Annotated in this window: 25 protein-coding genes; 20 read left to right on the forward strand and 5 right to left on the reverse strand. The window is 62.0% G+C overall.

Annotation, left to right across the window (positions count from 1 at the left end):
- Positions 1-88: 88 nt before the first annotated feature.
- Together BLT86_RS16775 and ggt are read left to right on the forward strand one after the other, a co-directional pair.
- A complete protein-coding gene (locus BLT86_RS16775) occupies positions 89-340 on the forward strand; it encodes a YfhL family 4Fe-4S dicluster ferredoxin (RefSeq protein WP_003464019.1) in 252 nt (83 codons plus the stop codon).
- Positions 341-450: 110 nt separating this feature from the next.
- Positions 451-2,109: a gamma-glutamyltransferase gene (ggt, locus tag BLT86_RS16780; RefSeq protein ID WP_092378298.1), complete on the forward strand. Its 1,659-nt coding sequence runs from the start codon at positions 451-453 to the stop codon at positions 2,107-2,109.
- Positions 2,110-2,198: 89 nt separating this feature from the next.
- Here ggt and BLT86_RS16785 read toward each other — a convergent pair whose 3' ends face one another.
- From BLT86_RS16785 to BLT86_RS16805, 5 genes are all read right to left on the reverse strand, one after another.
- Entirely contained in the window at positions 2,199-4,034 is a 1,836-nt protein-coding gene (locus BLT86_RS16785) for a Na/Pi cotransporter family protein (RefSeq protein WP_092378301.1), read from the reverse strand.
- A 92-nt stretch (positions 4,035-4,126) separates the two neighbouring features.
- Positions 4,127-4,465 (reverse strand): multidrug transporter, encoded by a 339-nt coding sequence (locus tag BLT86_RS16790; protein ID WP_092378304.1) that lies wholly within the window; start codon positions 4,463-4,465, stop codon positions 4,127-4,129.
- 76 nt (positions 4,466-4,541) lie between these two features.
- On the reverse strand, positions 4,542-5,120 hold the full coding sequence (locus BLT86_RS16795) for a lysophospholipid acyltransferase family protein (RefSeq protein ID WP_092378307.1): 579 nt from the start codon (positions 5,118-5,120) through the stop codon (positions 4,542-4,544).
- Between the two features lie 112 nt (positions 5,121-5,232).
- Positions 5,233-6,045, reverse strand: a complete 813-nt coding sequence (mutM, locus tag BLT86_RS16800; protein WP_092378310.1) for a bifunctional DNA-formamidopyrimidine glycosylase/DNA-(apurinic or apyrimidinic site) lyase — start codon at positions 6,043-6,045, stop codon at positions 5,233-5,235.
- 111 nt (positions 6,046-6,156) lie between these two features.
- Positions 6,157-7,023, reverse strand: a complete 867-nt coding sequence (locus tag BLT86_RS16805; protein WP_092378313.1) for an HDOD domain-containing protein — start codon at positions 7,021-7,023, stop codon at positions 6,157-6,159.
- Between the two features lie 138 nt (positions 7,024-7,161).
- Here BLT86_RS16805 and BLT86_RS16810 point away from each other — a divergent pair, with 138 nt between their 5' ends.
- The 18 genes from BLT86_RS16810 (at position 7,162) to BLT86_RS16895 (ending at position 25,388) form a co-directional block, all read left to right on the forward strand.
- Positions 7,162-8,361 carry a class I SAM-dependent rRNA methyltransferase gene (locus BLT86_RS16810; protein ID WP_092378316.1) on the forward strand — a complete coding sequence of 400 codons (1,200 nt, stop codon included), beginning with the start codon at positions 7,162-7,164 and terminating at the stop codon, positions 8,359-8,361.
- Between the two features lie 269 nt (positions 8,362-8,630).
- Positions 8,631-9,749: an ABC transporter ATP-binding protein gene (locus tag BLT86_RS16815; RefSeq protein ID WP_017675883.1), complete on the forward strand. Its 1,119-nt coding sequence runs from the start codon at positions 8,631-8,633 to the stop codon at positions 9,747-9,749.
- A gap of 34 nt (positions 9,750-9,783) precedes the next feature.
- Positions 9,784-10,857 carry an ABC transporter substrate-binding protein gene (locus BLT86_RS16820; RefSeq protein ID WP_045735709.1) on the forward strand — a complete coding sequence of 358 codons (1,074 nt, stop codon included), beginning with the start codon at positions 9,784-9,786 and terminating at the stop codon, positions 10,855-10,857.
- A gap of 120 nt (positions 10,858-10,977) precedes the next feature.
- The gene (locus BLT86_RS16825) at positions 10,978-12,213 is read left to right on the forward strand and encodes an ABC transporter permease (protein WP_017675885.1); all 1,236 of its coding nucleotides are present in this window, start codon (positions 10,978-10,980) and stop codon (positions 12,211-12,213) included.
- Positions 12,214-12,220: 7 nt separating this feature from the next.
- On the forward strand, positions 12,221-13,075 hold the full coding sequence (locus BLT86_RS16830) for an ABC transporter permease (protein WP_017675886.1): 855 nt from the start codon (positions 12,221-12,223) through the stop codon (positions 13,073-13,075).
- Between the two features lie 523 nt (positions 13,076-13,598).
- The gene (locus BLT86_RS16835; protein ID WP_017675887.1) at positions 13,599-14,330 is read left to right on the forward strand and encodes a sensor histidine kinase; all 732 of its coding nucleotides are present in this window, start codon (positions 13,599-13,601) and stop codon (positions 14,328-14,330) included.
- Between the two features lie 10 nt (positions 14,331-14,340).
- Positions 14,341-14,979, forward strand: coding sequence for a response regulator (locus BLT86_RS16840; RefSeq protein WP_017675888.1), 639 nt, complete (start codon positions 14,341-14,343; stop codon positions 14,977-14,979).
- Positions 14,980-15,600: 621 nt separating this feature from the next.
- Entirely contained in the window at positions 15,601-16,311 is a 711-nt protein-coding gene (locus BLT86_RS26470) for a methyl-accepting chemotaxis protein (RefSeq protein WP_370605168.1), read from the forward strand.
- An 8-nt stretch (positions 16,312-16,319) separates the two neighbouring features.
- A complete protein-coding gene (locus tag BLT86_RS16850; protein ID WP_017675891.1) occupies positions 16,320-16,688 on the forward strand; it encodes a response regulator in 369 nt (122 codons plus the stop codon).
- Positions 16,689-16,698: 10 nt separating this feature from the next.
- Complete coding sequence (locus BLT86_RS16855) at positions 16,699-17,010, forward strand: STAS domain-containing protein (RefSeq protein ID WP_017675892.1); 312 nt, start codon at positions 16,699-16,701, stop codon at positions 17,008-17,010.
- Between the two features lie 5 nt (positions 17,011-17,015).
- A complete protein-coding gene (locus tag BLT86_RS16860) occupies positions 17,016-19,187 on the forward strand; it encodes a chemotaxis protein CheA (RefSeq protein ID WP_017675893.1) in 2,172 nt (723 codons plus the stop codon).
- The gene (locus tag BLT86_RS16865; protein WP_017675894.1) at positions 19,184-19,681 is read left to right on the forward strand and encodes a chemotaxis protein CheW; all 498 of its coding nucleotides are present in this window, start codon (positions 19,184-19,186) and stop codon (positions 19,679-19,681) included. The genes BLT86_RS16860 and BLT86_RS16865 overlap by 4 nt, the downstream gene beginning before the upstream one ends.
- Before the next feature lie 50 nt (positions 19,682-19,731).
- Positions 19,732-21,384 (forward strand): methyl-accepting chemotaxis protein, encoded by a 1,653-nt coding sequence (locus BLT86_RS16870; RefSeq protein ID WP_059392367.1) that lies wholly within the window; start codon positions 19,732-19,734, stop codon positions 21,382-21,384.
- A gap of 4 nt (positions 21,385-21,388) precedes the next feature.
- A complete protein-coding gene (locus tag BLT86_RS16875; RefSeq protein ID WP_017675896.1) occupies positions 21,389-21,916 on the forward strand; it encodes a chemotaxis protein CheW in 528 nt (175 codons plus the stop codon).
- Between the two features lies 1 nt (position 21,917).
- Positions 21,918-22,739, forward strand: a complete 822-nt coding sequence (locus tag BLT86_RS16880; RefSeq protein ID WP_017675897.1) for a CheR family methyltransferase — start codon at positions 21,918-21,920, stop codon at positions 22,737-22,739.
- Positions 22,732-23,247, forward strand: coding sequence for a chemotaxis protein CheD (locus BLT86_RS16885; RefSeq protein ID WP_059392368.1), 516 nt, complete (start codon positions 22,732-22,734; stop codon positions 23,245-23,247). The genes BLT86_RS16880 and BLT86_RS16885 overlap by 8 nt, the downstream gene beginning before the upstream one ends.
- A complete protein-coding gene (locus tag BLT86_RS16890) occupies positions 23,244-24,299 on the forward strand; it encodes a protein-glutamate methylesterase/protein-glutamine glutaminase (protein ID WP_092378319.1) in 1,056 nt (351 codons plus the stop codon). The genes BLT86_RS16885 and BLT86_RS16890 overlap by 4 nt, the downstream gene beginning before the upstream one ends.
- Before the next feature lie 114 nt (positions 24,300-24,413).
- Complete coding sequence (locus BLT86_RS16895; RefSeq protein WP_092378323.1) at positions 24,414-25,388, forward strand: AraC family transcriptional regulator; 975 nt, start codon at positions 24,414-24,416, stop codon at positions 25,386-25,388.
- Positions 25,389-25,469 lie beyond the last annotated feature (81 nt).

The raw sequence follows: 25,469 nt of genomic DNA on the forward strand, positions 1-25,469 counted from the left end.
CCTCATGGCACAAGCCGCACCAATCCGGCACAATTGCGCCATTGTTGTCTGCCAGTGTCGAAGCCTGCGCCTCGACAGGAGTTGCCCCATGTCCCTGATCATCACCGACGATTGCATCAACTGCGACGTCTGCGAACCCGAGTGCCCCAACGGCGCCATTTCCCAGGGTGAGGAGATCTACGTGATCGACCCCAACCTGTGCACCGAATGCGTTGGCCACTACGATGAGCCGCAATGCCAGCAGGTGTGCCCGGTGGACTGCATCCCGCTCGACGAGAACAACGTCGAGAGCAAGGATGAGCTGATGCACAAATACCGCATCATCACCGGCAAGGCCTGATTCTCCCCGGGAGACCGCCGGTCTCCCGTTTCCTCCGCACCCGTTCTGCCCTTCGCCTGAACAAGGCTGTTAAGCTTCCAGCCTCCTTCAGCCGCCCCTCGGTAGATCGCATGTTGCGCAAACTCCTGCTATCGACCCTGCTGCTCGGCGCCAGCCTGCTGGCCCAGGCCGCGCCACAGCAACCCGCCATTGCCACCGCCCACCCCGCCGCCACAGCCGCCGCACAGCAGATGCTCGACGCCGGTGGCAATGCCTTCGATGCCGCCGTAGCCGCCAGCGCAGCCCTGGCCGTGGTCGAGCCTTACGGCTCGGGTATTGGCGGCGGCGGTTTCTTCCTCCTGCGCAGTGGCGGCGAGACGCCAGGCTACGACTTCCTCGATGCCCGCGAACGCGCACCGCTGGAAGCCAAACCGAATCTGTATGTCCGCGATGGCAAGGTGCAGCGCGAGCTGTCGCTCAACGGCGCACTGGCTGCCGCCATTCCGGGGCTGCCGGCAGCATTGGTCGAGCTGGCGGAGAAGCACGGCCGCTTGCCGCTGAAAACCAGCCTGGCACCGGCGATTCGCCTGGCCAATGAAGGCTTCGCGGTCGATCGCGTCTACCGCGAGCGCGCGACCTGGCGCCTGGCAGCGCTGCGTGACGATGCCGAAAGCGCCAAGCTCTTTCTCGACCGGGGCGAAATCCCCGCCGAGGGCCATCTGCTGCGTCAGACGGATCTGGCTGCCACCCTACAGGCGCTGGCCGAACATGGCCGGGAGGGTTTCTACAACGGCCCGATAGCCGAGCGCCTGATCAAAGGCGTGCACCATGCCGGCGGTATCTGGACCGAGGATGACCTGCGTGAGTACCGTATTTCCCGCCGCGCGCCGCTACATTTTCCCCTGGAAGATGGCCGCGAGCTGATCAGCGCACCGCCGCCCTCGGCTGGCGGTATAGCACTGGCGCAGAGCCTGGCGATTCTCGAACAACTGCCCTGGCGCGACGCCGGGCCGGTGCAGCGCGTGCACTATGTGGTCGAAGCCCTGCGCCGCGCCTACCGTGACCGTGGTCTGCTGGGCGACCCGGACTTCGTCAAGAATCCGGTCGAGCAACTGCTCTCGCCTGGGCACCTGGCTGTACTGGCCGGCGGCATTGACCCCGAACGCGCCACGCCCAGCGCCAGCCTGCCGCCGGCTGGCACCTGGCACGAGGGCGACCACACCACCCACTTTGCCGTGCTCGATGCCGAGGGCAACGCGGTGGCCGCCACCCTATCGATCAACCTGCCGTTTGGAGCGGCTTTCACCGTGCCCGGCACCGGTGTACTGCTCAACGACGAGATGGACGACTTCGCCGCCGACGTACAGGGCGCCAACGCCTACGGCCTGACCGGCAGCCAGGCCAATGCGATTGCCGGAGGCAAGCGGCCGCTGTCGTCGATGAGCCCCAGCTTTATCGAAAGCAGCGACGAATTCACCGCCTTCGGCACACCGGGCGGCAGCCGTATCCCCAGCATGGTGCTGCTGTCGATGCTCGAGTACCTGGACGACAAGCCCATCGAGCGCTGGCCGGCGGTGGCGCGCTACCACCACCAGTTCCTGCCCGATGTGATAGAGCACGAGCCGGACACCTTCAGCGATGAGCAGATCGCCGAGCTGCAACGGCGTGGCCATGAACTCAAGCGCCTGGATCGGCAGTACGGTAATCAGCAGGTGCTGTTCTGGGACAAGGTCAGCGGCGAAGTGAAGGCCGCGAGCGATCCTCGCGGCATTGGCACAGCGACGCCTTGAAGCGCAGCGCCCGAATGTGACCGTAGCCAGGATGAAATCCGGGGTTGTCGATGCCTAAAAGCCCCGGATTTCATCCGGGCTACCAAGCCTCAGGAAAGCCGGATCAGGCTCTCCTGCTCCTCACCGAACTTGCGCAATTCGCGGAACAGCGCCTGCTCGCTCCCCAACATCAGCACGTTGCGCAGGCTCTGGAAGATGCGGCTGACATAACCCAGGTCGTTCATCAGCGAGCTGGTCTGCAGGCCATCCAGACGGCCGTCACGTACCTCGGCGAACAGGCGCTGACGAAACCGCGCATCGAAGCTCGCCGCCTGCTCATCCAACCAACGCAGGCGTGACTGCCACATTTCGTCAGGCATGTCCGAGCGTGCCAGCTCACGCACCTCGTGCAGGGTGGTGAGCAAATGGCGACGCAGCTCCACATAGGCATCGCGCACCGCCGAGGGTGGTGCGTCCAGGTAATGGCCAAGGTTCTTCTGCAGGTGCTTGGCGTCCTTGACCGCATCCACCAGTTGCAGCGCCGCCAACTGGCAACTGACCCAGAACTGCTGATGCGCTTCGTCCATGGGCAGCTCCATGCGCCCCATGAAGCTCAGCAGATCGCCATACACACCCTTGATATGGAATTGGTACAAGTGCTCCGCATCGAAGCCGCCCTGCGTGGGCTTGGCCTGCAGCAGTTGCTCATCCGCCCGTGCACGCGCCAACTGATCAACCGGCAGATAGAGTGCATGGCAGATCACCTCCATGCTCAAGCGGCCAAGGTGCCCCAGCTCCTGCACCACGGCGCCGGAGGCGGCATCCACCGAATCCAACGCCCGTTCGTTGAGGTAGCGCGCACGAGTTCGCTCGGGCTCGGCGACTTTTTCGCTCGCCAGTTCGGTAATCAGTACCTGTGGCTCGCTACGTTCCGGCAGCCAGCGGATCAACAACTGCGCCAGGCGCCCCTGCAGCGGCCAGAACAGCGCGACGCCCATGGCATTGAACAGGGTGTGGAACATCGCCAGTTGAATAAGGCTGTTCTCACCCAGCCCCAGGGGTTCAGCCAGTGCATGCACCAGCCAGGTCAGCGGCCCCAGCAGGCAGAAGGCGAGCGTGCCAGTGGTGATATTGAACAGCACATGGGCCAGAGCCAGACGCTGACCGCTACGATTGCCGCCCAGCGAGCCGACGAAAGCGGTGGTCACACTGCTGCCGATGTTCGAGCCAATGGCGATGGCCAGGCTCTGCCCCAACTCCAACTGGCCGCTGGCCAACGCCGCCAGGGTCAGCATCAGGGTCGCGTGACTGGACTGCAACACCACGGTTATCGCCATGCCGATGGCGGTGAACAGCAGCGCACCACGCAGCCCGCCCTCCTGGTAGCCGGTCATGTCCAGGCCGTCGCCGAAACTGGCGAAGCCGTCCTTGATCTGATCGATGCCGAGAAAGATGAAGGCGATACCCAGCACGATACGACCAGCCGCCTTGCTCCTGGGCCCGAAGAAACCGGCCAGCACGCCGAATACCAACAACGGCAGAGCCAGCGGACTGAGGCTGAGGTTCTGCCCGGCCAGCGCCAGCAGCCAGATGCCGCTGGTGGCCCCCAGGTTGGCACCGAACAGAATGGCTATACCGCCGGCCAACTGGATCAGTCCGGTGCTGATGAAGGCGATGGTCAACAGCGACACCAGCGTGCTGGATTGCAGCAACAGGGTGCCGCCAACCCCGAATAGCAGGCTCTTGAAAGGGGTAGACGTACTGCGCCCGAGTATCTGCTCCAGCTTGCTGCCCGCCAGCTGGCGCAAGCCCTCTTCCAGGCATTGCATACCGAACAGGAAGATCGCCAACCCGGCGCAGAGTTGCAGCCAGCCCTGGCTGAACCAGAACGAGGCGATCAGCCCCATTACCACCAGCAGCAATATCACCCAGCGCAGGTACTTCATCACCACCGCTTCGTCCTTTTCTCGGTGTTCAAACGCAAGCGGCCTCTCGCCTCCATGAGAAGGCGAGAGGCCGCGTCAAGCTGTGCAGCGAATCAGTCCTGCTTGTAGCCGCTGCTGGTGCAGCCCAGGCAGCGTACGAAGGCTTCTTTGCCCGGTTCGACCACAAGGGACTGCGCCGCCTCGCCGACGTTGCCACCCAGCGCGGTGAACGGCAGGCTGACGATGAAGGCTGCAACACCGATCGCAGTGGCGCCGATCAGCAGGGGACGGGCGATGACCAGATCACCGACCATGGCATAGCCCTTGGGTGCCTCGATGGAGTACAGCGGGTCACCACTGGCGTTCTGCTGAACCACTTCCGCTTGCGCCGATAGCGCCAGCAGGCCAGAGGTCAGCGCCAGGACAACAGCGGAGGTGCGGAACGCTTTCATGGATCGATCCTTCAGATTATTCGGGAAAGTGCCAGTAACTATAACAGCGCATTGATAATTGTCAGCGTGACGGACGTCAATCGCCGTGAAAGGCATATTCCGGCTTTTTCGGCACATAAGGACGAAAGAACGCCAGCATGGCTGTCAGGTCGGCTTTCTCGTCACCCGTTGGCAGGAACGTCGGGCCGATCACCACCCGCCGATTCTGGTAATCCAGCGCGCCCAGCACGATGGGAACGCCCGCGCCCAGCGCGATATGGTAGAAGCCCATCTTCCAGCGTTCGACCTTCTTGCGCGTGCCCTCGGGCGACAACACCAGGATGAACTCGTCATGCTCACGAAAGGCCTGAATGGCCTGTTCGACGGTGTTCAACTGGCGATCCCGACGAATCGGAATACCGCCCCAGCTGCGCATCAGGCCACCGAAGGGCCAGCGGAAGATGCTGTGCTTGCCGAACCAGCGGGCGTTGAGGCGCAGCACGAATTTCAGCGCGATGAAGATCACGAAGTCCCAGTTGGACGTGTGATGAGCGCCGATGGCGACGAACTTGTCGAGCTTCGGCAACTGTCCCTCGATACGCCAGCCCATCAGTTTCAGCACGCTGCGCCCCAGCCACTCAGCGGCCCGATTGCGCGGCAGGTAGTTACCGGACATCGATCAACCTCGGTATTTCTTGTTTTTATGACGTAGGGCGGGTGCAACCCGCCGTTGGCCCTTTGGCGGGTTGCATCCGCCCTACGGCTCGCCCATCCGGCGGATCATCAGCTCAGCGTTGGCACTTGGGACAGTAGACACTCGCGCGCTGCCCCAGCTTGACCTCACGTAGCGTGCTGCCACAGACCTTGCAGAACTCGCCGCCGCGCCCGTAGGCGAACAGCTCCTGCTGGAAGTAGCCGGGCTGGCCGTCACCACCGACGAAGTCACGCAAGGTGGTGCCACCACGCTCGATGGCATGGGCCAGGATGCGCTTGATCTCCTCGGCCAGGCGCAGGTAACGCGCCCGCGAGATGGAGCCGGCTTCGCGGCGCGGATCGATACCGGCAGCGAACAGCGCTTCAGTAGCGTAGATGTTGCCCACGCCGACGACCACGGCGTTATCCATGATGAAGGGTTTCACCGCCATGCTGCGCTCGCGCGACATCTGGAACAGACGCTCACCCTCGAACAATCCGCCCAACGGCTCTGGGCCGAGCTTGCTGAGCAGCTCGTGGCGCAGCGGATCTTCGCTCCATAGCAGCGCACCAAAACGGCGCGGGTCGGTGTAACGCAAGGCGAGCCCCGACTCCAGTTCGATATCCACGTGCTCGTGCTTGGCCGCGGGCAGACCGCATTCGACCAGACGCAGACTGCCGGACATGCCCAGATGGCTGATCAGGCTGCCGACTTCGGCCTTGATCAGCAGGTATTTGGCGCGGCGCTCGACACACTCGATACGCTGGCCGGACAGGCGCACATCCAGGTCTTCGGGAATGGGCCAGCGCAGGCGGCGCTCACGCACAATCACGCGGCTGACGCGCTGACCTTCCAGGTAGGGCGCGATACCGCGACGGGTAGTTTCGACTTCGGGTAATTCAGGCATGGCAATACGACAGGAAAACGGCGGTGCGCCACCTTAGCAGGAGCTGCGCAGCAAGCGGTAGGGTAAGCCGCCTACCCGCTCAGTTGCACGGCGGCGCAACCTCATGAAGACTCAGAGCACCGCCAGGTCACGGATGCTTTCGCGCAGGTTCTCGAAGTCATACTCCGACAACCCCAGATACTCGAGAATCGGCTGCGCGATGGACTGCCACTCCATGTCGATGGCCTGCCCGCCCTGCACGCGGTGCGTCTCGCAGATATGCTCGGCCATCTTGAGAATGCCCAGCAGCGTCTTCAACTGAGCGTCGCGCCCCGAGTCATCGCTGAAGATCGACAAGGCGTTGTGGTGGTTGGCGATGACCTCGCAGAGATGCTCCGGCAGACGCCAGGAACGCGCGGTGAAATAGCCGACCACGGCATGATTGGTGGTCAGCAGACGGTTCTCGGTGTCGACCACCCGGCGCTCTTCATTGGCACTGGCGTAGGCTTCCTCCAACACCTGCATGTAGTTGGGGAAGCGCTTGAGCATCAGCGGAATGCCGCAATCGTGGAACAGCCCCAGGCTGTAGGCTTCGTCGGGCGAGTGATAACCGAGGCGCTTGGCCAGGGTCAGGCAGGTCATCGCCACGTCCTGGGCACTGTCCCAGAAGCGGTTGAGTACCAGGATCGCTTCGTCGGTCAGCTCGCCTTTGATCGACTGCGCATTGATCAGGTTGATCACCGTGTTGCAGCCCATCAGATTGACCGCCTGCTGAATCGAGGCGATGCGGTTGGCCAGGCCGAAGTGCGGTGAGTTGACGATTTTCAGCAGCGCGCCGGACAGCCCTGGGTCCTGACTGATCAGCTTGGCGATACTGCGCAGATCGGGGCTGGGCATGATCTGCTCCATCTGCAGATCGACCATGATCTGCGGTTGCGGCGGTACGCTGATCCCCTGCAGGACTTGCTGGATCTGTTCGGCGGTAAGTTCGTAGGTCATGACAGAGGGATCGTGCAGGGCGAGAAGTAGCGCACAGTCTAGCCAAAGCACTGGCCAGCCCGCAGTCGACTTTTGTAACCGCCGGCCCCGCGTGCAAACCGCTATAATCCCGCTCTTTTCCCCGCGGAGCCCGAACTCATGTCTTCCCTGCCCAGTCTGCGCCTGAAAGCCAACGCCGACCGACGCCTGCGCGCCGGCCACCTGTGGGTCTACAGCAACGAGATCGATGTCGCCGCCACCCCGTTGCATGGCTTTGCCGCCGGTGACCAGGCTGTTCTCGAAGCGGCCGGTGGCAAGCCGCTGGGCATCGTCGCCATGAGTCCGAACAACCTGATCTGCGCGCGTCTGTTGTCGCGGGACGTCAAGCACGTACTGGACAAATCCCTGCTGGTGCACCGCCTCAACGTCTGCCTGTCGTTGCGCGAACGCCTGTTCGACACACCCTGCTACCGCCTGGTGTATGGCGACTCCGACCTGCTGCCGGGGCTGGTGGTCGACCGCTTCTTCGACATTCTGGTGGTGCAGCTGGCTTCGGCCACCATGGAGGCACACAAGGACGACGTGCTCGCCGCGCTGATCCAGGTGTGCAAACCCAGCGGCATCCTGTTCAAGAACGACTCCAGCGCGCGCGACGCCGAAGGCCTCGAACGCTATGTGGCGACTGCCTACGGCGAGGTGCCGGAGTGGGTAGCGCTGGAAGAGAACGGCGTGAAGTTCGAAGCGCCGGTAATCGAAGGGCAGAAGACCGGCTGGTTCTATGACCACCGCATGAACCGCGCACGCCTGGCGCCCTACGTCAAAGGCAAGCGCGTGCTCGACCTGTTCAGCTACATCGGCGGCTGGGGCGTGCAGGCTGCAGCGTTCGGCGCCAGCGAAGTGTTCTGCGTGGACGCCTCGGCCTTCGCCCTCGACGGCGTGGAGCGCAACGCCACGCTCAACGGTTTCGCCGAAAAGGTCACCTGCGTCGAAGGTGACGTGTTCGCCGCGCTGCGCGAACTGAAATCCGCCGAAGAACGCTTCGACGTGGTGATCGCCGACCCACCCGCCTTCATCAAGCGCAAGAAGGACATCAAGAACGGTGAAGCGGCCTACCGGCGCCTCAACGAAACCGCCATGCGCCTGCTGAACAAGGACGGCATCCTGGTCAGCGCCAGCTGCTCCATGCACCTGGAAGAGGACAACCTGCAGAACATTCTGCTGACCAGCGCCCGCCATCTGGATCGCAACATTCAACTACTCGAGCGCGGCGCCCAGGGCCCGGATCACCCGGTGCACCCGGCGATCAACGAGACCCGCTACATCAAAAGCCTGACCATGCGTCTGCTGCCCAACAGTTGAGCAACCTGCACCTGCCGAGTGCGTTTCGGCAGGTGCCTCTTCCCCCCTCCCGCTGTTACCTCCCCCCACACCCGCCTCGCATCTCGCCCAGCATCGACTAGGCTTCAAAGTGCATAGCTGAGCGCTATCAGCCGACCACGGGTTAACTGGCTTGCTTATTGCTTTTAGCTATCAACATAACGAACGTCCCCCACGAAGGGGGCGAATCGACTCAGAAGTTGGAGCCTTGGCCACGAGCTGACTCCATATTGCCGATAGCGGGGAGGACTATGACTGCGCAAGCTGGGAACGACGCGTTCCTGCGATTCACCAACGTCAAGAAGACCTACGATCACAAGACCCTGGTGGTCAAGGACTTCAACCTCAACGTGGCCAAGGGCGAATTCATCACCCTGCTCGGCCCCTCCGGCTCAGGCAAGACCACCTGCCTGATGATGCTCGCCGGCTTCGAGGACGTGACCAGCGGCGAGATCCTGATCAACGGCCGCAACGTCACCAGCATCGCCCCCTACGCTCGCAACATCGGCATGGTCTTCCAGCAGTACGCCCTGTTCCCGCACATGACCATCCGCGAGAACCTGGCCTACCCACTGAAAATCCGCAAATTGCCCAAGGACGAGATTCGCGCCAAGGTCGAGGAGTACCTCGCCCTGGTCGAACTGCAGGCCTTCGGTGGCCGCTACCCCGCCCAGCTTTCCGGCGGCCAGCGCCAGCGCGTAGCCCTGGCCCGCGCGCTGATCTTCGCCCCGGACATCGTGCTGATGGACGAGCCGCTCGGCGCACTGGACAAGAAGCTGCGCGAGCAGATGCAGTTCGAGATCAAGCGCCTGCACGAGCAGCTCGGCTTCACCGTGATCTACGTCACCCACGACCAGACCGAAGCGCTGACCATGAGCGACCGCATCGCCGTGTTCAACAACGGCGTGGTGCAGCAATGCGCCGCGCCGCACGTGCTCTACGAACGCCCAGCCAACATGTTCGTCGCCGACTTCATCGGCGAGAGCAACAAGCTCTCCGGCGTGATCGAGGCGGTCGAGGCTGATCGCGTCCAGGTGCGCCTCGACGATGGCGGCCTGGTCAGCACGCTGAAAGCCAACTGCACCGAAGTCGGCCAGGCCACCACGGTGTCGGTACGCCCGGAAAAGCTCAACTTCACCGACCGCCTTGGCGGCGCCGGCAACCAGGTCAAGGCCCGCTTCGTCACCCGCCACTACGTCGGCGAATACATTCGTTACCACTTCGAAACCGCCAGCGGCAGCGAGCTGGTGGTGAAGAATCTGAACGACAGTTCAGCCCCGCAACTCAGCGCTCAGGAAGAGATCGCCCTCGCCTGGCTGCCGGAAGACAGCCAGGCCCTGGACCGATCGGACGTGCCGAAGACGCTCTGACCCCACAACTAGTAGAAGCAAATGGAGCACAGCAATGGCTAGATCACTGACTACCAGCTTTTCCACCTTCGCCCTGGTGGCGGCATTGGGACTCACAGCGGGCAACGCCACGGCCCAGGACAGCCTCACCGTGGTGTCCTGGGGCGGCGCCTATGGCGCGGCGCAGAAAAAACACGTCATCGACCCTTACCAGGCAGAGTCCGGGGTCAAGGTATTGTTCGAGGATTACTCGGGCGGCGTCGCCGAAATCAAGGCCCAGGTCGAATCCGGCAACATTCAGTGGGACGTGGTCGACTTCGAAGTGATCGACCTCGAGCGCGCCTGCTCCGAAGGCCTGCTGGAAACCCTCGACCACAGCGTGCTGCCGGCCGGCATCGACGGCACCCCGGCCGCTCAGGACTTCATCCCCGAGGCACTGGCCAGCGAGTGTGCGGTGGGCAATATCGTCTGGTCGGTAGTGTTCGCCTACAACCAGAACACCATCGGCGGCACCAAGGCTGCCAGCATTGAGGACTTCTTCGACACCGCCAAGATCCCTGGCAAGCGCGCCATGCGCAAACGCCCACAGGTGAACATGGAATGGGCGCTGATGGCCGACGGCGTCGCGCCTGAGGAAGTCTACGAAGTACTGGCCACCCCGGAAGGCCAGCAACGCGCCTTCGACAAGCTGGCCAGCATAAAGAAGGACATCGTCTGGTTCGACTCCTGGTCGCAGGCGCCACAACTGCTCAATGACGGCGGCGCGGTGCTGGTGCAATCGGCCAACGGCCGCTTCTACGACGCCATCGTGCAGGAGAAGAAACCCTTCGAAATCGTCTGGGACGGCCACGTCTACGACCTCGACGCCTGGGCCATCGTCAAGGGCACCAAGAAGAAGGACCTGGCCATGGAGTTCATCAAGTACGCCACCGGCTCCAAGCCCCTGGCTGGCATGCCGGACGTGGCCTATGGCCCGACCCGCAAGTCGTCCATGCCGCTGGCCGACCAGAGCGCCGCGCCGCACCTGCCGACCGCTCACCTGGACAAAGGCATCCAGGCCGGCTCCGAGTTCTGGGCTGATTATGGCGAGTCGCTGGGTGAGAAATTCAACGAGTGGCTGTTGAAGTAAGCACCACACCCGCCCCACGGGCCACCTGTGGGAGGCGCTTCAGCGGCGACGGTCGCGGCTGAAGCCCCTCCCACGGGTACCGAGGTCCAACGGAGAAGGGGCTGATCCCGGAGTAATGTCTTGACCTCTCTCACCACCAGCGAAGCCGGCCAAGCCGCCAGCGCCCGTCGCAAGAAACGCCTCGCCGCCTTTCTCTTCGTGGTACCGCTGCTGCTGTTCATCATCGTCACCTTCGTCGCCCCGATTGGCAGCATGCTGTGGCGCAGCGTGTATCACCCGACCGTGGCCGAGCTGATTCCGCAAACCCTGGCCGAACTCGAGCGCTGGGACGATCACAAGCAATTGCCCGACGAACGCACGCTGAGCGTATTCGTTGAAGAACTGCACGCCCTCGACAAGCAGCGCCTGTCCGGCAAGCTGTCCGAAGAGTTCAACCGCGCCTTTACCGGCATGTCCAGCGTGGTCAAATCCACCGCGCGGCGCATCGGCCGGATGGATGCCGAAGCGTTGTCGAGCCAGGGCGTCGAAACCCTGCTCGAAAGTCACCGTAACTGGAGCCGCCCCGAGCTGTGGTACGCCATCGAACGTGCCGGCAAGGTCTATACCTACGATTACTACCTGACCGCTCTGGACTTGGAGCTGCACCCCGATGATGGCGTCCAGGTGCGCCAGGACACGCAGATCTATCTGCAGCTGTACTCCAAGACCCTGAACATGGCGCTGGTCATCACCCTGCTCTGCGCCCTGCTCGGCTACCCGCTGGCCTACTACCTGGCCGGGCTGCCGTCGAACCGCGCCAACCTGCTGCTGGTGCTGGTGTTGCTGCCGTTCTGGACCTCACTGCTGGTGCGCACCACCTCATGGATCGCGCTGCTACAGACCAATGGCGTGATCAATTCCACGCTGATGGGCATCGGCCTTATCAGTCAGCCCTTCGAGATGCTCTACACCTCGTTCGCCACCGTGGTGGCCATGACCCACATCCTGTTGCCGTTCATGATCCTGCCGCTGTACAGCGTGATGCGCGGCATCGATCCCAGCTACATGCGCGCAGCTCTCAGCCTTGGCGACAAACCGATCCCCGCGTTCGTCCGCATCTACTTCCCGATGACCTTGCCCGGGCTCAGCGCCGGGGCGCTGCTGGTGTTCATCATCTCCGTTGGCTACTACATCACCCCGGCGCTGGTCGGTGGTACCGACGGGCAGATGATCAGCAACATCATCGCCTTCCACATGCAGCGCTCGAACAACTGGGAGCTGGCCGCCGCGCTGGGCTCGCTGCTGCTCGGGCTGATCCTGTTGCTGTACTGGGTGTACGACCGTTTCGTCGGCGCCAGCAATATCAAGTTGGGATGACGAGACGATGAAGATCCCCGCCTACTACGGTTTCTGGCACCACCTCGGCAACTGGCTGCTCAAGGTCAGCTCCTGGCTGGTGCTGCTGTTCCTGATCCTGCCGATCCTGGTGATCGTGCCGCTGTCGTTCAACGCCGAGCCGTTCTTCAGTTTCACCGAAGGCATGCTCACGCTGGACCCCGAGGCTTATTCGCTGCGCTGGTACCGGGAGATCTTCAACGATCCGAAGTGGATACTGGCGATCAAGAACAGCTTCTTCATCGGCATCCTCTCCACCATCCTCGCCACCATTCTGGGCACCTGCGCCGCCGTAGGCCTGGCACGCGACGAAATGCCGTTTCGCCGCTTCATCACCGCCCTGCTGCTGTCGCCGATGATCGTGCCACTGATCATCACCGCCGCTGGCATGTTCTTCTTCTACTCCAACCTGGGCCTGGCCGGCGGCTACCTGGGCGTGATCCTGGCGCACGCGGCGCTGGGCACGCCCTTCGTCATCATCACTGTCACCGCCACCCTCACCGGTTTCGACTACAGCCTGGCGCGCGCGGCGCTGAACCTAGGCGCCACGCCGATTCGCGTGTTCTTCGACGTGATCATGCCGCTGATTCGCCCAGGGGTGATCTCCGGCGCGCTGTTCGCCTTCATCACCTCTTTCGATGAGGTGGTGGTGATCCTGTTCATGGCCGGCCCACAGCAGCGCACCATTCCGCGGCAGATGTTCTCGGGCCTGCGCGAACAGATCAACCCGAGCATCCTGGCCATCGCCACCCTGCTGATCCTGGTGTCCATCGCTTTGCTGGTGACCATCGAACTGTTGCGCCGCCGCGCCGAGCGGATGCGAGGGATCGAGATACCAAACTAATCGAGCACGTCAGTGCCAGTAATAGTCCGATACATACCTGAGCACGACACAAGAGCGTCTAGTACGCCAGTATTCCAGCGTCAGGCTTATTTCTCGCTGTCCTCATGAACCACACGGGCGATATGCTAGGTCCTCAGACAAGCAGAGCCCGTACCATGAACACTCCCTCCCACGAAGGCATCAGCCACTTGGTGGCCGATGCACTCGCCCCGCCTCTCACCTGCAAAAGACTGGTCGCAATCCTATTTACGGAGACGGATAAATACAGATGCAGCTAAATCGCTGAACTGCATCCTACTGTCTCTGAAGGGTACCGGCCTCTCGCCCAAGTGACTGGAAACAGGGGAATGCACATCTCAACTCGCCCGCACTGGCGAGTTAAATCCTCATCTTCCGTTACTTCTTCTTTCGATGTTGGGCGTCCTTGCTGACCTGCAACCTATGAGCAGGCCAGAAGAAGCCTCAACCCGTGCCAGCCCAGCGGTGGATTGCCCGCCCCGCGCCAAGAAGAGATAGAGCCAAGGTGAACACAACAACGACGCTCTCGCGCTACGACCTCCCTCCTCGCAAGCAACAAACCTCAGATACCGAATCCACCTGTCCCAGTTGCCAGTCGCAACAGGCCAAGCTTTGCGCTCTGGCCCGCACCCAGGAACGCAAGCGCATCGCGCGCGAGTTGCACGACGAGCTGGGACAACAGCTGACCGCACTGCAACAGGGTTTGGGTGTATTACGGATCCATCTGGGTCAGGATCGCCCGGACCTGCTTGGCCATATCGAGCGATTGACCAGCATTTCCCATAGCGCTATCGAAGTCATTCGTGAAATCCATAACGGAGCCCCCATCAAGCAACTGCAACACAACCTGATCAGCACCCTCGAAGGCCTGATAGAAGAATTCCGCCAACTCTCGGAAGTCGACTGTCGCTGCAACCTGCCCAAGCAGAATTTCGAACTGGAACCGGGACGCGCCGCCCAGCTTTATCGCATCGTTCAGGAGTCGCTAACCAACATCCTTCGCCATGCCAATGCCAGTCGAGCCGAGGTAAGCCTGGAGCGTCGCGAGAATGATTATGTGCTTGAGATATTCGATGACGGCCAGGGGTTCACCCTCAGCGACATCCTGCCCGACTCCACTGGGCTCTCGGGCATGCGCGAGCGCGGCAAGCAACTCGGCGGCCCCGTGATCATCTTCAGCCACCCCGGCCAGGGCACCATCGTCCAGGCAATATTCCCTGTGAAAATCCACCGATGAAGGAGAGCCTATGATCAACCTGATGATCGTCGACGATCACACGATCATGCGAGAGGGCCTGAAACGGCTGTTCGAGCTGGACAAGGACATCCACATAGCCGACGAGGCCGCCAACGGTCTACAGGCCCTGGAGCGCCTGAGGGTGAAACATGTAGACCTCCTGCTTCTGGATATCAGCATGCCCGGCCTCAGTGGCGAAGCCCTCATATCACGCGTTGTCCATCAGCACCCGCAATTGCCCATTCTGGTCCTCAGCATGCACAGCGACCCCCATGTCGCCATGCGTGTGCTGCGCTCGGGTGCCACCGGCTACATGACCAAGACCCAATCCCCCGAGACCCTCATCGCTGCGGTGAAGAAGGTCAGCACCGGCGCGCGCTATATCGACCCGGAGCTGCTCGAACAGATCGCCCTCAACAGCCTCAAGCAGAACCCTCCGTCCGGCCTCGACAGCCTGACCAACCGAGAGTTCCAGATCATGCGACTGCTGGCAGATGGTCTTAGCGTCAACCAGATTGCCGAACAGTTGATGATCAGCAACAAGACCGTCAGCACACATAAGATAAATCTGATGGAAAAGATGGGCTTCTCAAGCAACGCGGACCTCATCAAGTTTGCCAGCAAGCTCAGCACATCCGAGCCAGACTGAGGATTTCCCTAGTACAAACCGGGACAAATTCACGCGTAAATCCAGCACATTCTGATGCCCCCATCCAAGCGCCTAATGCATCCTCGACGTGTCGATGGAATGATGACAGGCACCCTGCAGGAACCTCCCTTCTAGCCTGGCAACTATCCCGCGATCACCTGACCCCAGCAGTCGCGGAGCCAAGAAGTGCGCGATCAGAACCTCCCCCTGGTTATCCCATCGCTAATGCTGCTGGCCGGCGTCGCGGCTGTTCTGCTGGTCGGCTTTGGCTGGCTGAATACTGTTCCCGCGCTGGTTGGCCTCCTGGTAGTTGGCGCTGCTCTGCTCTTTCAGCAACAACGACTCAAGTCATCACCGCCACCTGTCGAAGCTCAGAGTGCTGGTGAACAGCCTCTGCAGCGAGACGTGGAAGAGCTCTGCGAACAGACTTTGCCGTTGTGGTCGCAACAGATCCACTCCGCACGCAGCCATACGGAAGAAGCCATCGGCGCGCTGAGCGAGCGCTTCGCCAACCTCGCGGTGCGTATTCAGCAGAGCCTGGGCAATGGCCCCGAACGCGAGGCCGGCAATCGCCTGGTCGCACTTCTGTCCACCAGCCAGCACGAACTGGACATGATCATCATGGCCCTGCGCGAGGCACTGGCCAGCAAGGAGTCGCTGCTCAAGGAGGTCATGGAGCTGTCGAGCTTTACCGACCAACTGCAGGAGATGGCGCAAGACGTCGCCGACATCGCCAAGCAGACCAACCTGCTGGCGCTCAATGCCGCTATCGAGGCCGCACGTGCAGGCGAGAGCGGGCGGGGCTTCGCCGTGGTCGCAGACGAAGTGCGCAAACTGTCCACCATGTCCGGCAACACCGGCCAGCGCATCGGCGAGACCGTGACCATCGTCAACAGCGCCATCCACAAGACCCTGAACATCTCCCGCGAATACGCCAAGACCGACGCCGTGACCCTGAACAACGCCAGCGAAGTGATCAAGGGCGTGATCACCCGTTTCCACCAGAGTGCCGGCGGCATCGTCAGCCACAACGAAGCGATGCGCAGCCAGAGCGAGGCTGTCGCCCAGGACATAGCCGACGTGTTGGTATCGCTGCAGTTCCAGGATCGCATCAGCCAGATGCTGGGGCATGTGAGCGGCGACATCGACAAGCTGTTCGAACACCTCCACACCCGCAACGAACAACTCAGCCTTGGCCATCAACCTGCGCCCCTGGACGTCCCACGCTGGCTGGATGAGCTGGCGCAGACCTACACCATGCCCGAGCAGCACGACATCCACCGGGGCGAAGCCCCCGGCAAGCGCAACGATTCCGAAATCACTTTCTTCTGAGGTTCTCCATGGGCAAGACCGTACTCATCGTCGACGACTCCGCCTCGATCCGGCAGGTCGTCAGCATTACGCTCAAGGGCGCGGGCTACGACGTCATCGAAGGCAACGATGGCAAGGACGCCCTGACCAAACTGGACGGGCGCAAGGTGCACCTGATCATCAGCGACGTGAACATGCCGAACATGGACGGCATCACCTTCCTCAAGAACGTCAAGCAACTGCCTGCTTACAAGTTCACTCCGGTGATCATGCTCACCACCGAGGCCGGTGAAGCGAAGAAAGAGGAAGGTCGTGCAGCCGGCGCCAAGGCTTGGGTGGTCAAGCCTTTTCAGCCAGCACAGATGCTCACGGCCGTCTCCAAGCTGATCTTGCCGTGAGACCGCGGCCATGAGCAGTGAAGGTCTGTACCGCATCCTACCGCTCGAGGGTGGCCTGACCATCTACAGCGCTGGCGAGAACATGGCCCTGCTGCTGCACGCCATGGCCCCCGACACCGAGCTGGAACTGGACTTGTCCGCCCTCGACGAAATCGACTGCTCCGGCCTGCAACTGCTGATCATGGCAAAGCAGGAAGCCAACCGCATCGGCTGTGAACTGCGCCTCACCAACCATAGCCCGATGGTGATCGAAGCCTTCGAGCTCAGCGGGCTGGCCTCGTTCTTCGGCGATCCCATCCTGATTCAGCCGACGAGCGAGTAGCGCACATGGACATGGACGAGGTTCTGAAAGTCTTCATCGCCGAGAGCCAGGAATTGCTACAGCAGATGGAAGAAGCGCTGCTGATGCTGGAGCATGCACCTGGCGACAGCGACACCATCAACGCAATCTTCCGCGCGGCGCATACCATCAAGGGATCGGCCGGCCTGTTCGGCCTCGACCTGATCGTGGCCTTCACCCATATCGCCGAAAGCGTGCTAGACCGCGTGCGCAGCGGCGAGTTGCGTTTCGACGCTGATCTGACAGCCCTGTTTCTGCAGGTCGGCGACCATCTCGGACAACTGGTCAGGCTGGTCGATGAGGGTGCCGACCTGACCACCCTGCCAGACGAGCTACAGCCGCTGCACGAACAGCTGAGCGAATCCCTGAGTCGCTATCTGCCGACGCCCTCAAACAGCCAGTCACAGCTTCGCGCCCCCGAACGTATCGAACGCGGTCATGAGCATGGTCTGAGCGCCGATCACTGGCACCTGTCGCTGCGTTTCGGCCCGGATACCCTGCGCAATGGCATGGATCCGCTGGGACTGTTCCGCTACCTCAATACCTTTGGCCGTATCGTCAGCATCGTACCGGTGCTTGACCGCATACCGACCGCAGCGGAAATGGATCCGGAAACCTGCTACCTGGGGTTCGAAGTCGCCTTTTTCAGCGACGCCGACAAAGCCACTATCGATGGTGCCTTCGAATTCGTCCGTGAGGACAGCCTGATTCGCATCCTGCCGCCCCACAGCAAGTCCGACGAATACCTCGAACTGATTCGCGCCCTGCCTGAAGAAGACATGCGCCTGGGCGAAATCCTCATGCGTTGCGGCACGCTGACCACCACCGAGCTGCAGGAGGTGTTGCACGCCCAGGTACGAAGCCAGCAACAGGACGAACCACTGCCCATCGGCCAGGTGCTGATGGAGCAAAGCCTGGTACAACCGCCGGTGATCGCTGCCGCCCTGCAGAAGCAACAACAGGTCAAGGAAAACCGAAGCAACGAGAACAACCTGATACGCGTCGATGCCAGCAAGCTCGATCGTCTGATCGATCTGGTCGGCGAGTTGATCATCGCCGGCGCCGGCGCTCAGATGACTGCCCAACGCTGTGGCCACAGTGAAATGCAGGAAGCCACCGAAGTGCTCTCACGCCTGGTCGAGGAAGTCCGCGACTCCGCCTTGCCACTGCGCATGGTGCAGATCGGCGGCACCTTCAACCGCTTCCAGCGTGTGGTGCGCGATGTCTCGCGAGAAATCGGCAAGGACATCGCCCTTTCCATCAACGGCGGCGAGACCGAGTTGGACAAAACCGTGGTCGAGCGCATCACCGACCCGCTGACGCACCTGGTGCGCAACGCCATGGATCACGGCATCGAATCGGCCGAGACACGCCTGGCGCAGGGCAAGACGGCCCAGGGCAGAGTCTGGCTCAACGCCTTCCACGATGCTGGCAGCATCATCATCGAGGTCGGCGACGACGGTGGCGGTCTCGATCCACAGCGCATCCTGGCCAAAGCTCGCGAGCGCGGCATGCTCAGCGAGGGGCAGCAGCTGTCCGACAAGGACATCTTCAACCTGATCTTCGAGCCCGGTTTCTCCACCGCCGAACAGGTCAGCAACCTCTCGGGCCGTGGCGTCGGCATGGATGTCGTCAAGCGCAACATCACTGCCCTGCGCGGCACCATCGAACTCAACAGCACACCGGGCCAAGGCACCAGCGTACGCATCCGCCTGCCGCTGACACTGGCCATCATCGATGGCTTCCTGGTCAGCGTCGGTCAGGCCAGCTACGTGATTCCGCTGGAGCTGGTCGAGGAATGCATCGAGCTGAACGGCGACGCCGTGTTTCAGCGCGGCCACCTGGAGCTGCGCGGCCAAATGCTGCCAGTCGTGCATCTGCGCGAGCTGTTCGAAGACGACAGCCCACGCCCACGTCGCGAAAGCGTGGTGGTGGTGCAGCAAGCAGGATTACGCGCTGGCTTGGTGGTAGATCAGTTGCTCGGTGAGTTCCAGACCGTGATCAAGCCGTTGGGCAAGGTGTTTTCCGCCAGCTCGGGCCTCGGTGGATTCACCATTCTCGGCGATGGGATGGTGGCGCTGATACTCGATATCCCCAACCTGCTCAGTCAGCTCACTCGCACCCCGGAAAGCCCGCAGCGGGCGAGGATCGAAGCATGAATGAAGTCGCCCTCGAGACGGAAAAATCAACCCAGCAGTACCTGACGTTCACGCTCACCGGGGAACACTATGCGGTCGACTCGCTGAATGTCAGAGAAATCCTCGAATACACCCGTTTCACTCCGGTACCGCGCATGCCTGCGGCAGTGCGCGGCGCCATCAACCTGCGCGGCTCGGTGGTACCGGTGATCGACCTGCAGGCACGCTTCGGTGGCCCACGCACCGAACTGAACAAACGCACCTGCATCGTCATCCTCGATGTGCCCGACGAGGATCGCCAGCAATCGCTGGGCGTACTGGTCGACGCGGTCAATGCAGTTCGGGAAATCGAAAAAACGGAAATTCAGCCAGCTCCGGCCTTCGGCAGCCACCTACGTAGCGAATTCATCACCGGCGTCATTCGCCTGGGTGACCGTTTCATCACACTTCTGGCGCTCGATCAGGTTCTCGACCTGGAAGCGCTCGGCAAACCAGCCACCTGCGATGGTGGCTAGCCTCCCGACTCCGGTCTCACCTGCGACTACCCCAGCAAAGGATCTTCACCATGCTCAGCAAATTCAAGATCGGTACCAGGCTCATCATCGCTTTCATTCTGGTCGCCAGTATCAGCGCCATAGTCGGTCTGGTCGGGCTCTCCAACAGCTCCACCATGAACGACCTAGCAGACGCGCTATATGACCGTGAGCTGATGGGCCTCTCCTACATCAAGGAGGCCAACATCAACTTGATCTATATCGGTCGTGCCCGCTCCAACTTCCTGCTTGCCACGAACCAGAGCGAGCGCGATCGAATCCGAGCCGAGATTGATCGTTACAGCGAGAGCGCTCGTGAAAACGTAGACGCGGCCCGTGCGTTGTTTGCTACCGAGCGCTCGCTGGAGCTGTTCCGCGAAGTGGACGCTACCTGGGCTGATTATCAGAGCACCATGGCCCAGGCCCTGCAAACTGCATCCCAGCAGGATTTCTACCTGGAGAACCCCGAGCTGCAGCGCCAGCTGGGTCAGGTTCGGGAGCGCGGAGACAAGCTCGATCAGATCATGACCGAGCTTTCACGCGGCAAGGAGAGCAACGCCAAACAAGCCAACGCAGACGCCAACGCTTTGTACCAAAGCAGCCGTAACATCATGATCGGTGTGATTTTCGGTGGCGTGCTGTTCGGTATCGGCCTGGGTCTGCTGATCAGTCGCAGCATCACGCGCCCGCTGAATCAGGCGGTGGATGCTGCCAACCGCCTGGCTGACGGCGATCTCAGTGTGCGCCTGGACAGTGATGCCCGCGACGAGACCGGCCAACTGCTGGCGGCAATGGGTAACATGAGCGAGAAACTCACCCAGATCATCTCTGAAGTACGCGGCTCTGCCGACTCGCTGTCCAGTGCCTCCGAGGAAATCTCCTCCACGGCGCAGAGCATGAGCCAGGCGGCCTCCGAGCAAGCGGCTTCGGTCGAAGAAACCAGTGCTTCGATGGAGCAGATGTCGGCCTCCATCTCGCAGAACACCGAAAACGCCAAAGTCACCGACGGCATGGCCAGCAAAGCCTCCAACGAAGCCAGCGAAGGTGGTCAGGCCGTGAAGGACACCGTCAGTGCGATGAAGACCATCGCCGACAAGATCGGCATCGTCGACGACATCGCCTATCAGACCAACCTGCTGGCACTCAACGCCGCCATCGAGGCAGCCCGCGCCGGCGAGCATGGCAAGGGCTTCGCCGTAGTGGCCGCCGAAGTGCGCAAACTGGCCGAGCGCAGCCAGGTAGCCGCGCAGGAAATAGGCGAAGTGGCGAAGAACAGCGTGGCCTTGGCCGAACGCGCCGGCACCCTGCTCGATGAAATCGTGCCATCGATCGCCAAGACCTCCGACCTGGTGCAGGAAATCGCGGCAGCATCGGAAGAGCAAAGCAGTGGCGTCAACCAGATCAGCACGGCGATGAACCAGCTCAGCGACCTGACCCAGCAGAATGCCTCCGCTTCCGAAGAGCTGGCTGCCACAGCCGAGGAAATGAGCGGCCAGGCCGAACAACTGCAGCAGCTGATGGACTTCTTCCGTCTCGGTGGTACCGACCGCGCTGCTGGCCCGGCTCGCAGCAAGGCCCAGCAGCGCAGCAACAGCAAACTTCGTGCGCCGCGCGAGGAAGAAGAAAGTGCCGCGCCCAGCATGGCGGCGGGCCTGCCTGCCGGATACGTACGCTTCCAGGAGTAGGTCGATGAGCGCCAGCCCCAGATTGCTAGCCGGCGCTATTGCACCGGCCGGGCAGTACCTGACCTTCACCCTGGCCAGGGAAATTTTCGCCGTGGAAATCCAGGTCGTACGGGAAATCATCGAGTACGGCAAGTTGACCGGCGTGCCGATGCTGCCGCCGAGCATCCTCGGCGTCATCAACCTGCGTGGCGCCGTGGTGCCGGTCATCGACCTGGGCGTGCGCTTCGGCGGCTCGGCCACGATCATCGGCCCACGCACCTGCATCGTGATTCTGGAGATCGCTCAGCATGACGGTATCCAGGTGATCGGCATGGTGGTCGATGCAGTCAATGAAGTGCGCGAACTCGCCGCTGGAGAAATTGAACCGTCACCGAGTTTCGGCAGCCACATCCGCGCCGATTTCATTCTCGGCATGGGCAAGCTGGACGAACGCCTGGTGGTCATGCTCGACGTCAGCCGGGTGATTTCAGCAGAAGATCGCGAGCTGCTCGGGCAGGCCCAGAACCTGGCTCACGAATCGAGAACGGGTTGATATGCACACCAGCGCGCCCACCGCACTCACCGACCTGGAGTTCGGCCAGTTTCGCCGCCTGCTTCACGATATCGCCGGCATTCACCTCTCCGACGCCAAGAAACCACTGGTGGCTGGCCGCCTCAACAAGCGCCTGCGCAACTTCGCAATGGCCAGCTATGGCGAATACTTCAAATGCCTGGGCAAGGATGCCCAGGAACTGCAGATCTGCATCGATCTGCTCACCACCAACGAGACCTACTTCTTCCGCGAGCCGAAGCACTTCGACTTCCTCCGCGAATGCCTGAGCAAACCCGGCGGGGTGCCCTCGGGACGCCCCTTGCGCATCTGGAGCGGCGCCTGCTCCAGCGGCGAGGAGCCCTACACAATCGCCTTGCTGCTGGCAGACATTCTTGGCGAACGCCCCTGGGAAATACTCGCCTCGGATATCAGCCATCGGGTGTTGGAGCGCGCCCGCACCGGCGTCTATGCATTGGAAGATCGTGACGACATCCCCCGTCATCTGCTGGTCAAGCATTGCCTGCGTGGGGTAGGCGAGAACGAGGGGCGGATGATGATCACACCGGCTTTGCGTCAGCGGGTGCGCTTCACCCAGATCAACCTGAACGCCGCACTGCCGGACGTCGGGCAATTCGACACGATATTCCTGCGCAACGTGATGATCTATTTCGACGCAGAAACGAAACGCCGCGTGGTCGCCCGCCTGCTCAAACATCTGCGCCCTGGCGGCTACTTCATCATCAGTCACTCGGAAAGCCTCAACGGCGTGAACGACACACTGAAGGTCATCAAACCTTCGATCTATCGCAATCCCGATGAGTAACCCACCCAGCATCGCCGAAGTCTACCTACAGCCAGGCGACTACCACTTTGGCGGGACCTACACGCGGATTCGTACACTGCTCGGCTCTTGTGTCTCGCTGGTGTTGTGGCACCCTCGCGCGCGCCTCGGCGGCATGTGTCATTACATGCTGCCCAGCCGCGGGCGCGCGAGCGCGCTTCCAGATGGCCGCTACGGTGACGAAGCGATGCACCTGTTGAGCGAAGCCGTGGCGTCGAGCGGTACCCGCGTGTCCGATTACCAGGTTCGGATCTTCGGCGGGGGGCACATGTTTCCATCCATCGCCTCTGACAGACAGCAACACATAGGCCTGCAAAATGTCGAAATGGCCAGGCGCCTGGTTGCCGAGCAGGGGCTCATCTGCCATGGAGAGCATGTAGGCGGCGTCGGATATCGGAACCTCATCTTCGACATATGGAGTGGCCAGCTAGCCCTTAAACAGTCGGCACCGCCGCCGATCCATGGCCGTTCTGGAGTACGCCCCAAATGAAACCCATCAAAGTCATGATCGTCGACGACTCTGCCGTCGTGCGCCAGGTACTGGCATCTGTACTGGCCGCCGACCCAGCCATCGAGGTGCTAGGCACCGCTGCCGACCCGCTGTTCGCCCTGAGCAAGATGGAGCGCGAGTGGCCGGACGTGATCGTCCTCGACGTGGAAATGCCGCGCATGGACGGCATCACCTTTCTCAAGAAACTCATGGCCGAGCGCCCCACGCCGGTGGTCATCTGCTCGACGCTGACCGAGAAAGGCGCCAGCACCACCATGCAGGCCCTCGCTGCCGGCGCCGTGAGCATCGTCACCAAGCCCCAGGTCAACCTGAGCAAGTTCCTCGTCAACGCCAGCGATGACCTGCTCGGCGCGGTGAAAGCAGCAGCCCGCGCCAATATGCGTCAACTGGCCAAGAGCAAGGCCCCGGTACAACCCAAGCTGGGCGCCGACGCCATGATCCCGGCCGGCCAGCCGGCCATGGCCCGTACCACCGAACGCGTGGTGGCCATCGGCACCTCCACCGGTGGTACTCAGGCCTTGGAACATATCCTCACCGCACTGCCACGGGTTTGCCCTGGCATCATCATCGTCCAGCACATGCCCGAACGCTTTACCGCAGCCTTCGCCGAACGCCTCAACGGCCTGTGCCAGATCGAAGTGCTGGAAGCACGCCATGGCGACCGGGTCATGCCCGGCCGCGCCCTGATCGCTCCCGGCGGCCGCCACATGCTGCTCAAACGCAGTGGCGCGCAGTACATGGTGGAAGTGGTCGACGGCCCGCCCGTCAGCCGACACAAACCTTCGGTGGACGTACTATTTCGCTCAACCGCTCGCGCTGCCGGGGCCAACGCCACCGGCATCATCATGACCGGCATGGGCGACGACGGCGCCCGTGGACTACGCGAGATGTTCGAGGCCGGCGCGCAGACCTTGGGCCAGGACGAAGCCAGCTGCGTGGTTTATGGCATGCCCAAGGAAGCGAAGAAACTCGGCGCAGTCGGGCGCGAGATTCCGCTGGAGCAAATCCCCGCGCAGATCCTGCGCAGCTAGATCAACGCTGCGCGTGGCCATCGAGCACTGGTCGCTCGACAAACACGTCCGTTATGATCGTCGGGCTGCCCTGAAGCAGCCCTCACCGACTGCCACGGCTAGCAAGTACCAACCATGGATGCCGACTCGACAGATCACTCCCCCAGCGAGCTTGCGCCCGCACTCGAACATCGACTGATCGAACAGGAGCACGCGCTGCTGTTCGAACGCCCTCATGCTGGGTCGCGCAAACCCTACGAACGGGACAAGCCACCGCCCCATGTGCTGGAAGACCGGCGCATCCTGCGCGCCATTCGCTACATTGAAGCCCACCTGGACCGGCCGCTCTCGCTTGATCGCCTGGCGGCCCGCGCCAGCCTGAGCACCTTCCACTTTCAGCGCCATTTCCGCGAGGTAATGGGCGAAAGCCCAAGCGAATACATTCGTCGCACCCGCCTCGACCGTGCGGCGATTCACCTGTTGATCTACCCGGAGTCGGTGCTTTCCATCGCTCTGTCCGTTGGCTACTCCAGTCATGAGGCCTTCATCCGTGCCTTCCATCGCCAGTTCGCCCTGACGCCCACCCAGTACCGTCAGTTCGCGCGCCAGGCCAGCATCCCCGCCACAGCTGAGGAACATCGTCGGGCAACCGAAGTACAGATCACTCACCTTCCCGATCTGACGCTGCTGAGCATGCGTTTCTACGGCAGCTATGCGCGAGTTGCGGAGCACTGGCGACGCTTTGCCGAAGAACTGCAACGTATCGGCTATCCACTGGATAACGCCAGGGCCATCGGAGCCATCACCGACAACCCAGAGATCACCCCCAACGACCTGGTGCGCTACGACTGCGCTGTGCTCGATCTCGGACTCCCCATCGGTGACGCCCCACTGAGCCGATTGAGGCTGCCCGCCGGACGTTACGCCTGCCTGCAACACCGAGCACCCTACAACCAGGTATTCGCGGCCTATCGCACCCTCGCCGTGGCCTGGCCGGAAAGCTCCGGTGAGCGTTTTGTCCCCCAGGGCGGCTATGAACTCTATCGCCAGCCCCCCTGGTCGGGTGATGCCACGCAATGTCTGGATATCGCCCTCGGCCTGGAGGGCTGAGGCAAACACCGCAAGTTCTATCAAGCTACATCCAGGTCACACGCCCTACGCTTCCTCTTTGTCTTCGGCCTAATGCAGATC

Origin of the sequence: Pseudomonas sihuiensis, from assembly GCF_900106015.1 — a bacterium.
In the GTDB taxonomy this organism is placed as follows: Bacteria; Pseudomonadota; Gammaproteobacteria; order Pseudomonadales; family Pseudomonadaceae; genus Aquipseudomonas; species Aquipseudomonas sihuiensis.

Bases quoted from the DNA above. Each gene is read 5' to 3' on its own strand.
- BLT86_RS16775 (WP_003464019.1), top strand. From the start codon at position 89: ATGTCCCTGATCATCACCGACGATTGCATCAACTGCGACGTCTGCGAA.
- ggt (WP_092378298.1), top strand. From the start codon at position 451: ATGTTGCGCAAACTCCTGCTATCGACCCTGCTGCTCGGCGCCAGCCTG.
- BLT86_RS16785 (WP_092378301.1), bottom strand. From the start codon at position 4,034: ATGAAGTACCTGCGCTGGGTGATATTGCTGCTGGTGGTAATGGGGCTG.
- BLT86_RS16790 (WP_092378304.1), bottom strand. From the start codon at position 4,465: ATGAAAGCGTTCCGCACCTCCGCTGTTGTCCTGGCGCTGACCTCTGGC.
- BLT86_RS16795 (WP_092378307.1), bottom strand. From the start codon at position 5,120: ATGTCCGGTAACTACCTGCCGCGCAATCGGGCCGCTGAGTGGCTGGGG.
- mutM (WP_092378310.1), bottom strand. From the start codon at position 6,045: ATGCCTGAATTACCCGAAGTCGAAACTACCCGTCGCGGTATCGCGCCC.
- BLT86_RS16805 (WP_092378313.1), bottom strand. From the start codon at position 7,023: ATGACCTACGAACTTACCGCCGAACAGATCCAGCAAGTCCTGCAGGGG.
- BLT86_RS16810 (WP_092378316.1), top strand. From the start codon at position 7,162: ATGTCTTCCCTGCCCAGTCTGCGCCTGAAAGCCAACGCCGACCGACGC.
- BLT86_RS16815 (WP_017675883.1), top strand. From the start codon at position 8,631: ATGACTGCGCAAGCTGGGAACGACGCGTTCCTGCGATTCACCAACGTC.
- BLT86_RS16820 (WP_045735709.1), top strand. From the start codon at position 9,784: ATGGCTAGATCACTGACTACCAGCTTTTCCACCTTCGCCCTGGTGGCG.
- BLT86_RS16830 (WP_017675886.1), top strand. From the start codon at position 12,221: ATGAAGATCCCCGCCTACTACGGTTTCTGGCACCACCTCGGCAACTGG.
- BLT86_RS16840 (WP_017675888.1), top strand. From the start codon at position 14,341: ATGATCAACCTGATGATCGTCGACGATCACACGATCATGCGAGAGGGC.
- BLT86_RS26470 (WP_370605168.1), top strand. From the start codon at position 15,601: ATGGCCCTGCGCGAGGCACTGGCCAGCAAGGAGTCGCTGCTCAAGGAG.
- BLT86_RS16850 (WP_017675891.1), top strand. From the start codon at position 16,320: ATGGGCAAGACCGTACTCATCGTCGACGACTCCGCCTCGATCCGGCAG.
- BLT86_RS16855 (WP_017675892.1), top strand. From the start codon at position 16,699: ATGAGCAGTGAAGGTCTGTACCGCATCCTACCGCTCGAGGGTGGCCTG.
- BLT86_RS16860 (WP_017675893.1), top strand. From the start codon at position 17,016: ATGGACATGGACGAGGTTCTGAAAGTCTTCATCGCCGAGAGCCAGGAA.
- BLT86_RS16865 (WP_017675894.1), top strand. From the start codon at position 19,184: ATGAATGAAGTCGCCCTCGAGACGGAAAAATCAACCCAGCAGTACCTG.
- BLT86_RS16870 (WP_059392367.1), top strand. From the start codon at position 19,732: ATGCTCAGCAAATTCAAGATCGGTACCAGGCTCATCATCGCTTTCATT.
- BLT86_RS16875 (WP_017675896.1), top strand. From the start codon at position 21,389: ATGAGCGCCAGCCCCAGATTGCTAGCCGGCGCTATTGCACCGGCCGGG.
- BLT86_RS16880 (WP_017675897.1), top strand. From the start codon at position 21,918: ATGCACACCAGCGCGCCCACCGCACTCACCGACCTGGAGTTCGGCCAG.
- BLT86_RS16885 (WP_059392368.1), top strand. From the start codon at position 22,732: ATGAGTAACCCACCCAGCATCGCCGAAGTCTACCTACAGCCAGGCGAC.
- BLT86_RS16890 (WP_092378319.1), top strand. From the start codon at position 23,244: ATGAAACCCATCAAAGTCATGATCGTCGACGACTCTGCCGTCGTGCGC.
- BLT86_RS16895 (WP_092378323.1), top strand. From the start codon at position 24,414: ATGGATGCCGACTCGACAGATCACTCCCCCAGCGAGCTTGCGCCCGCA.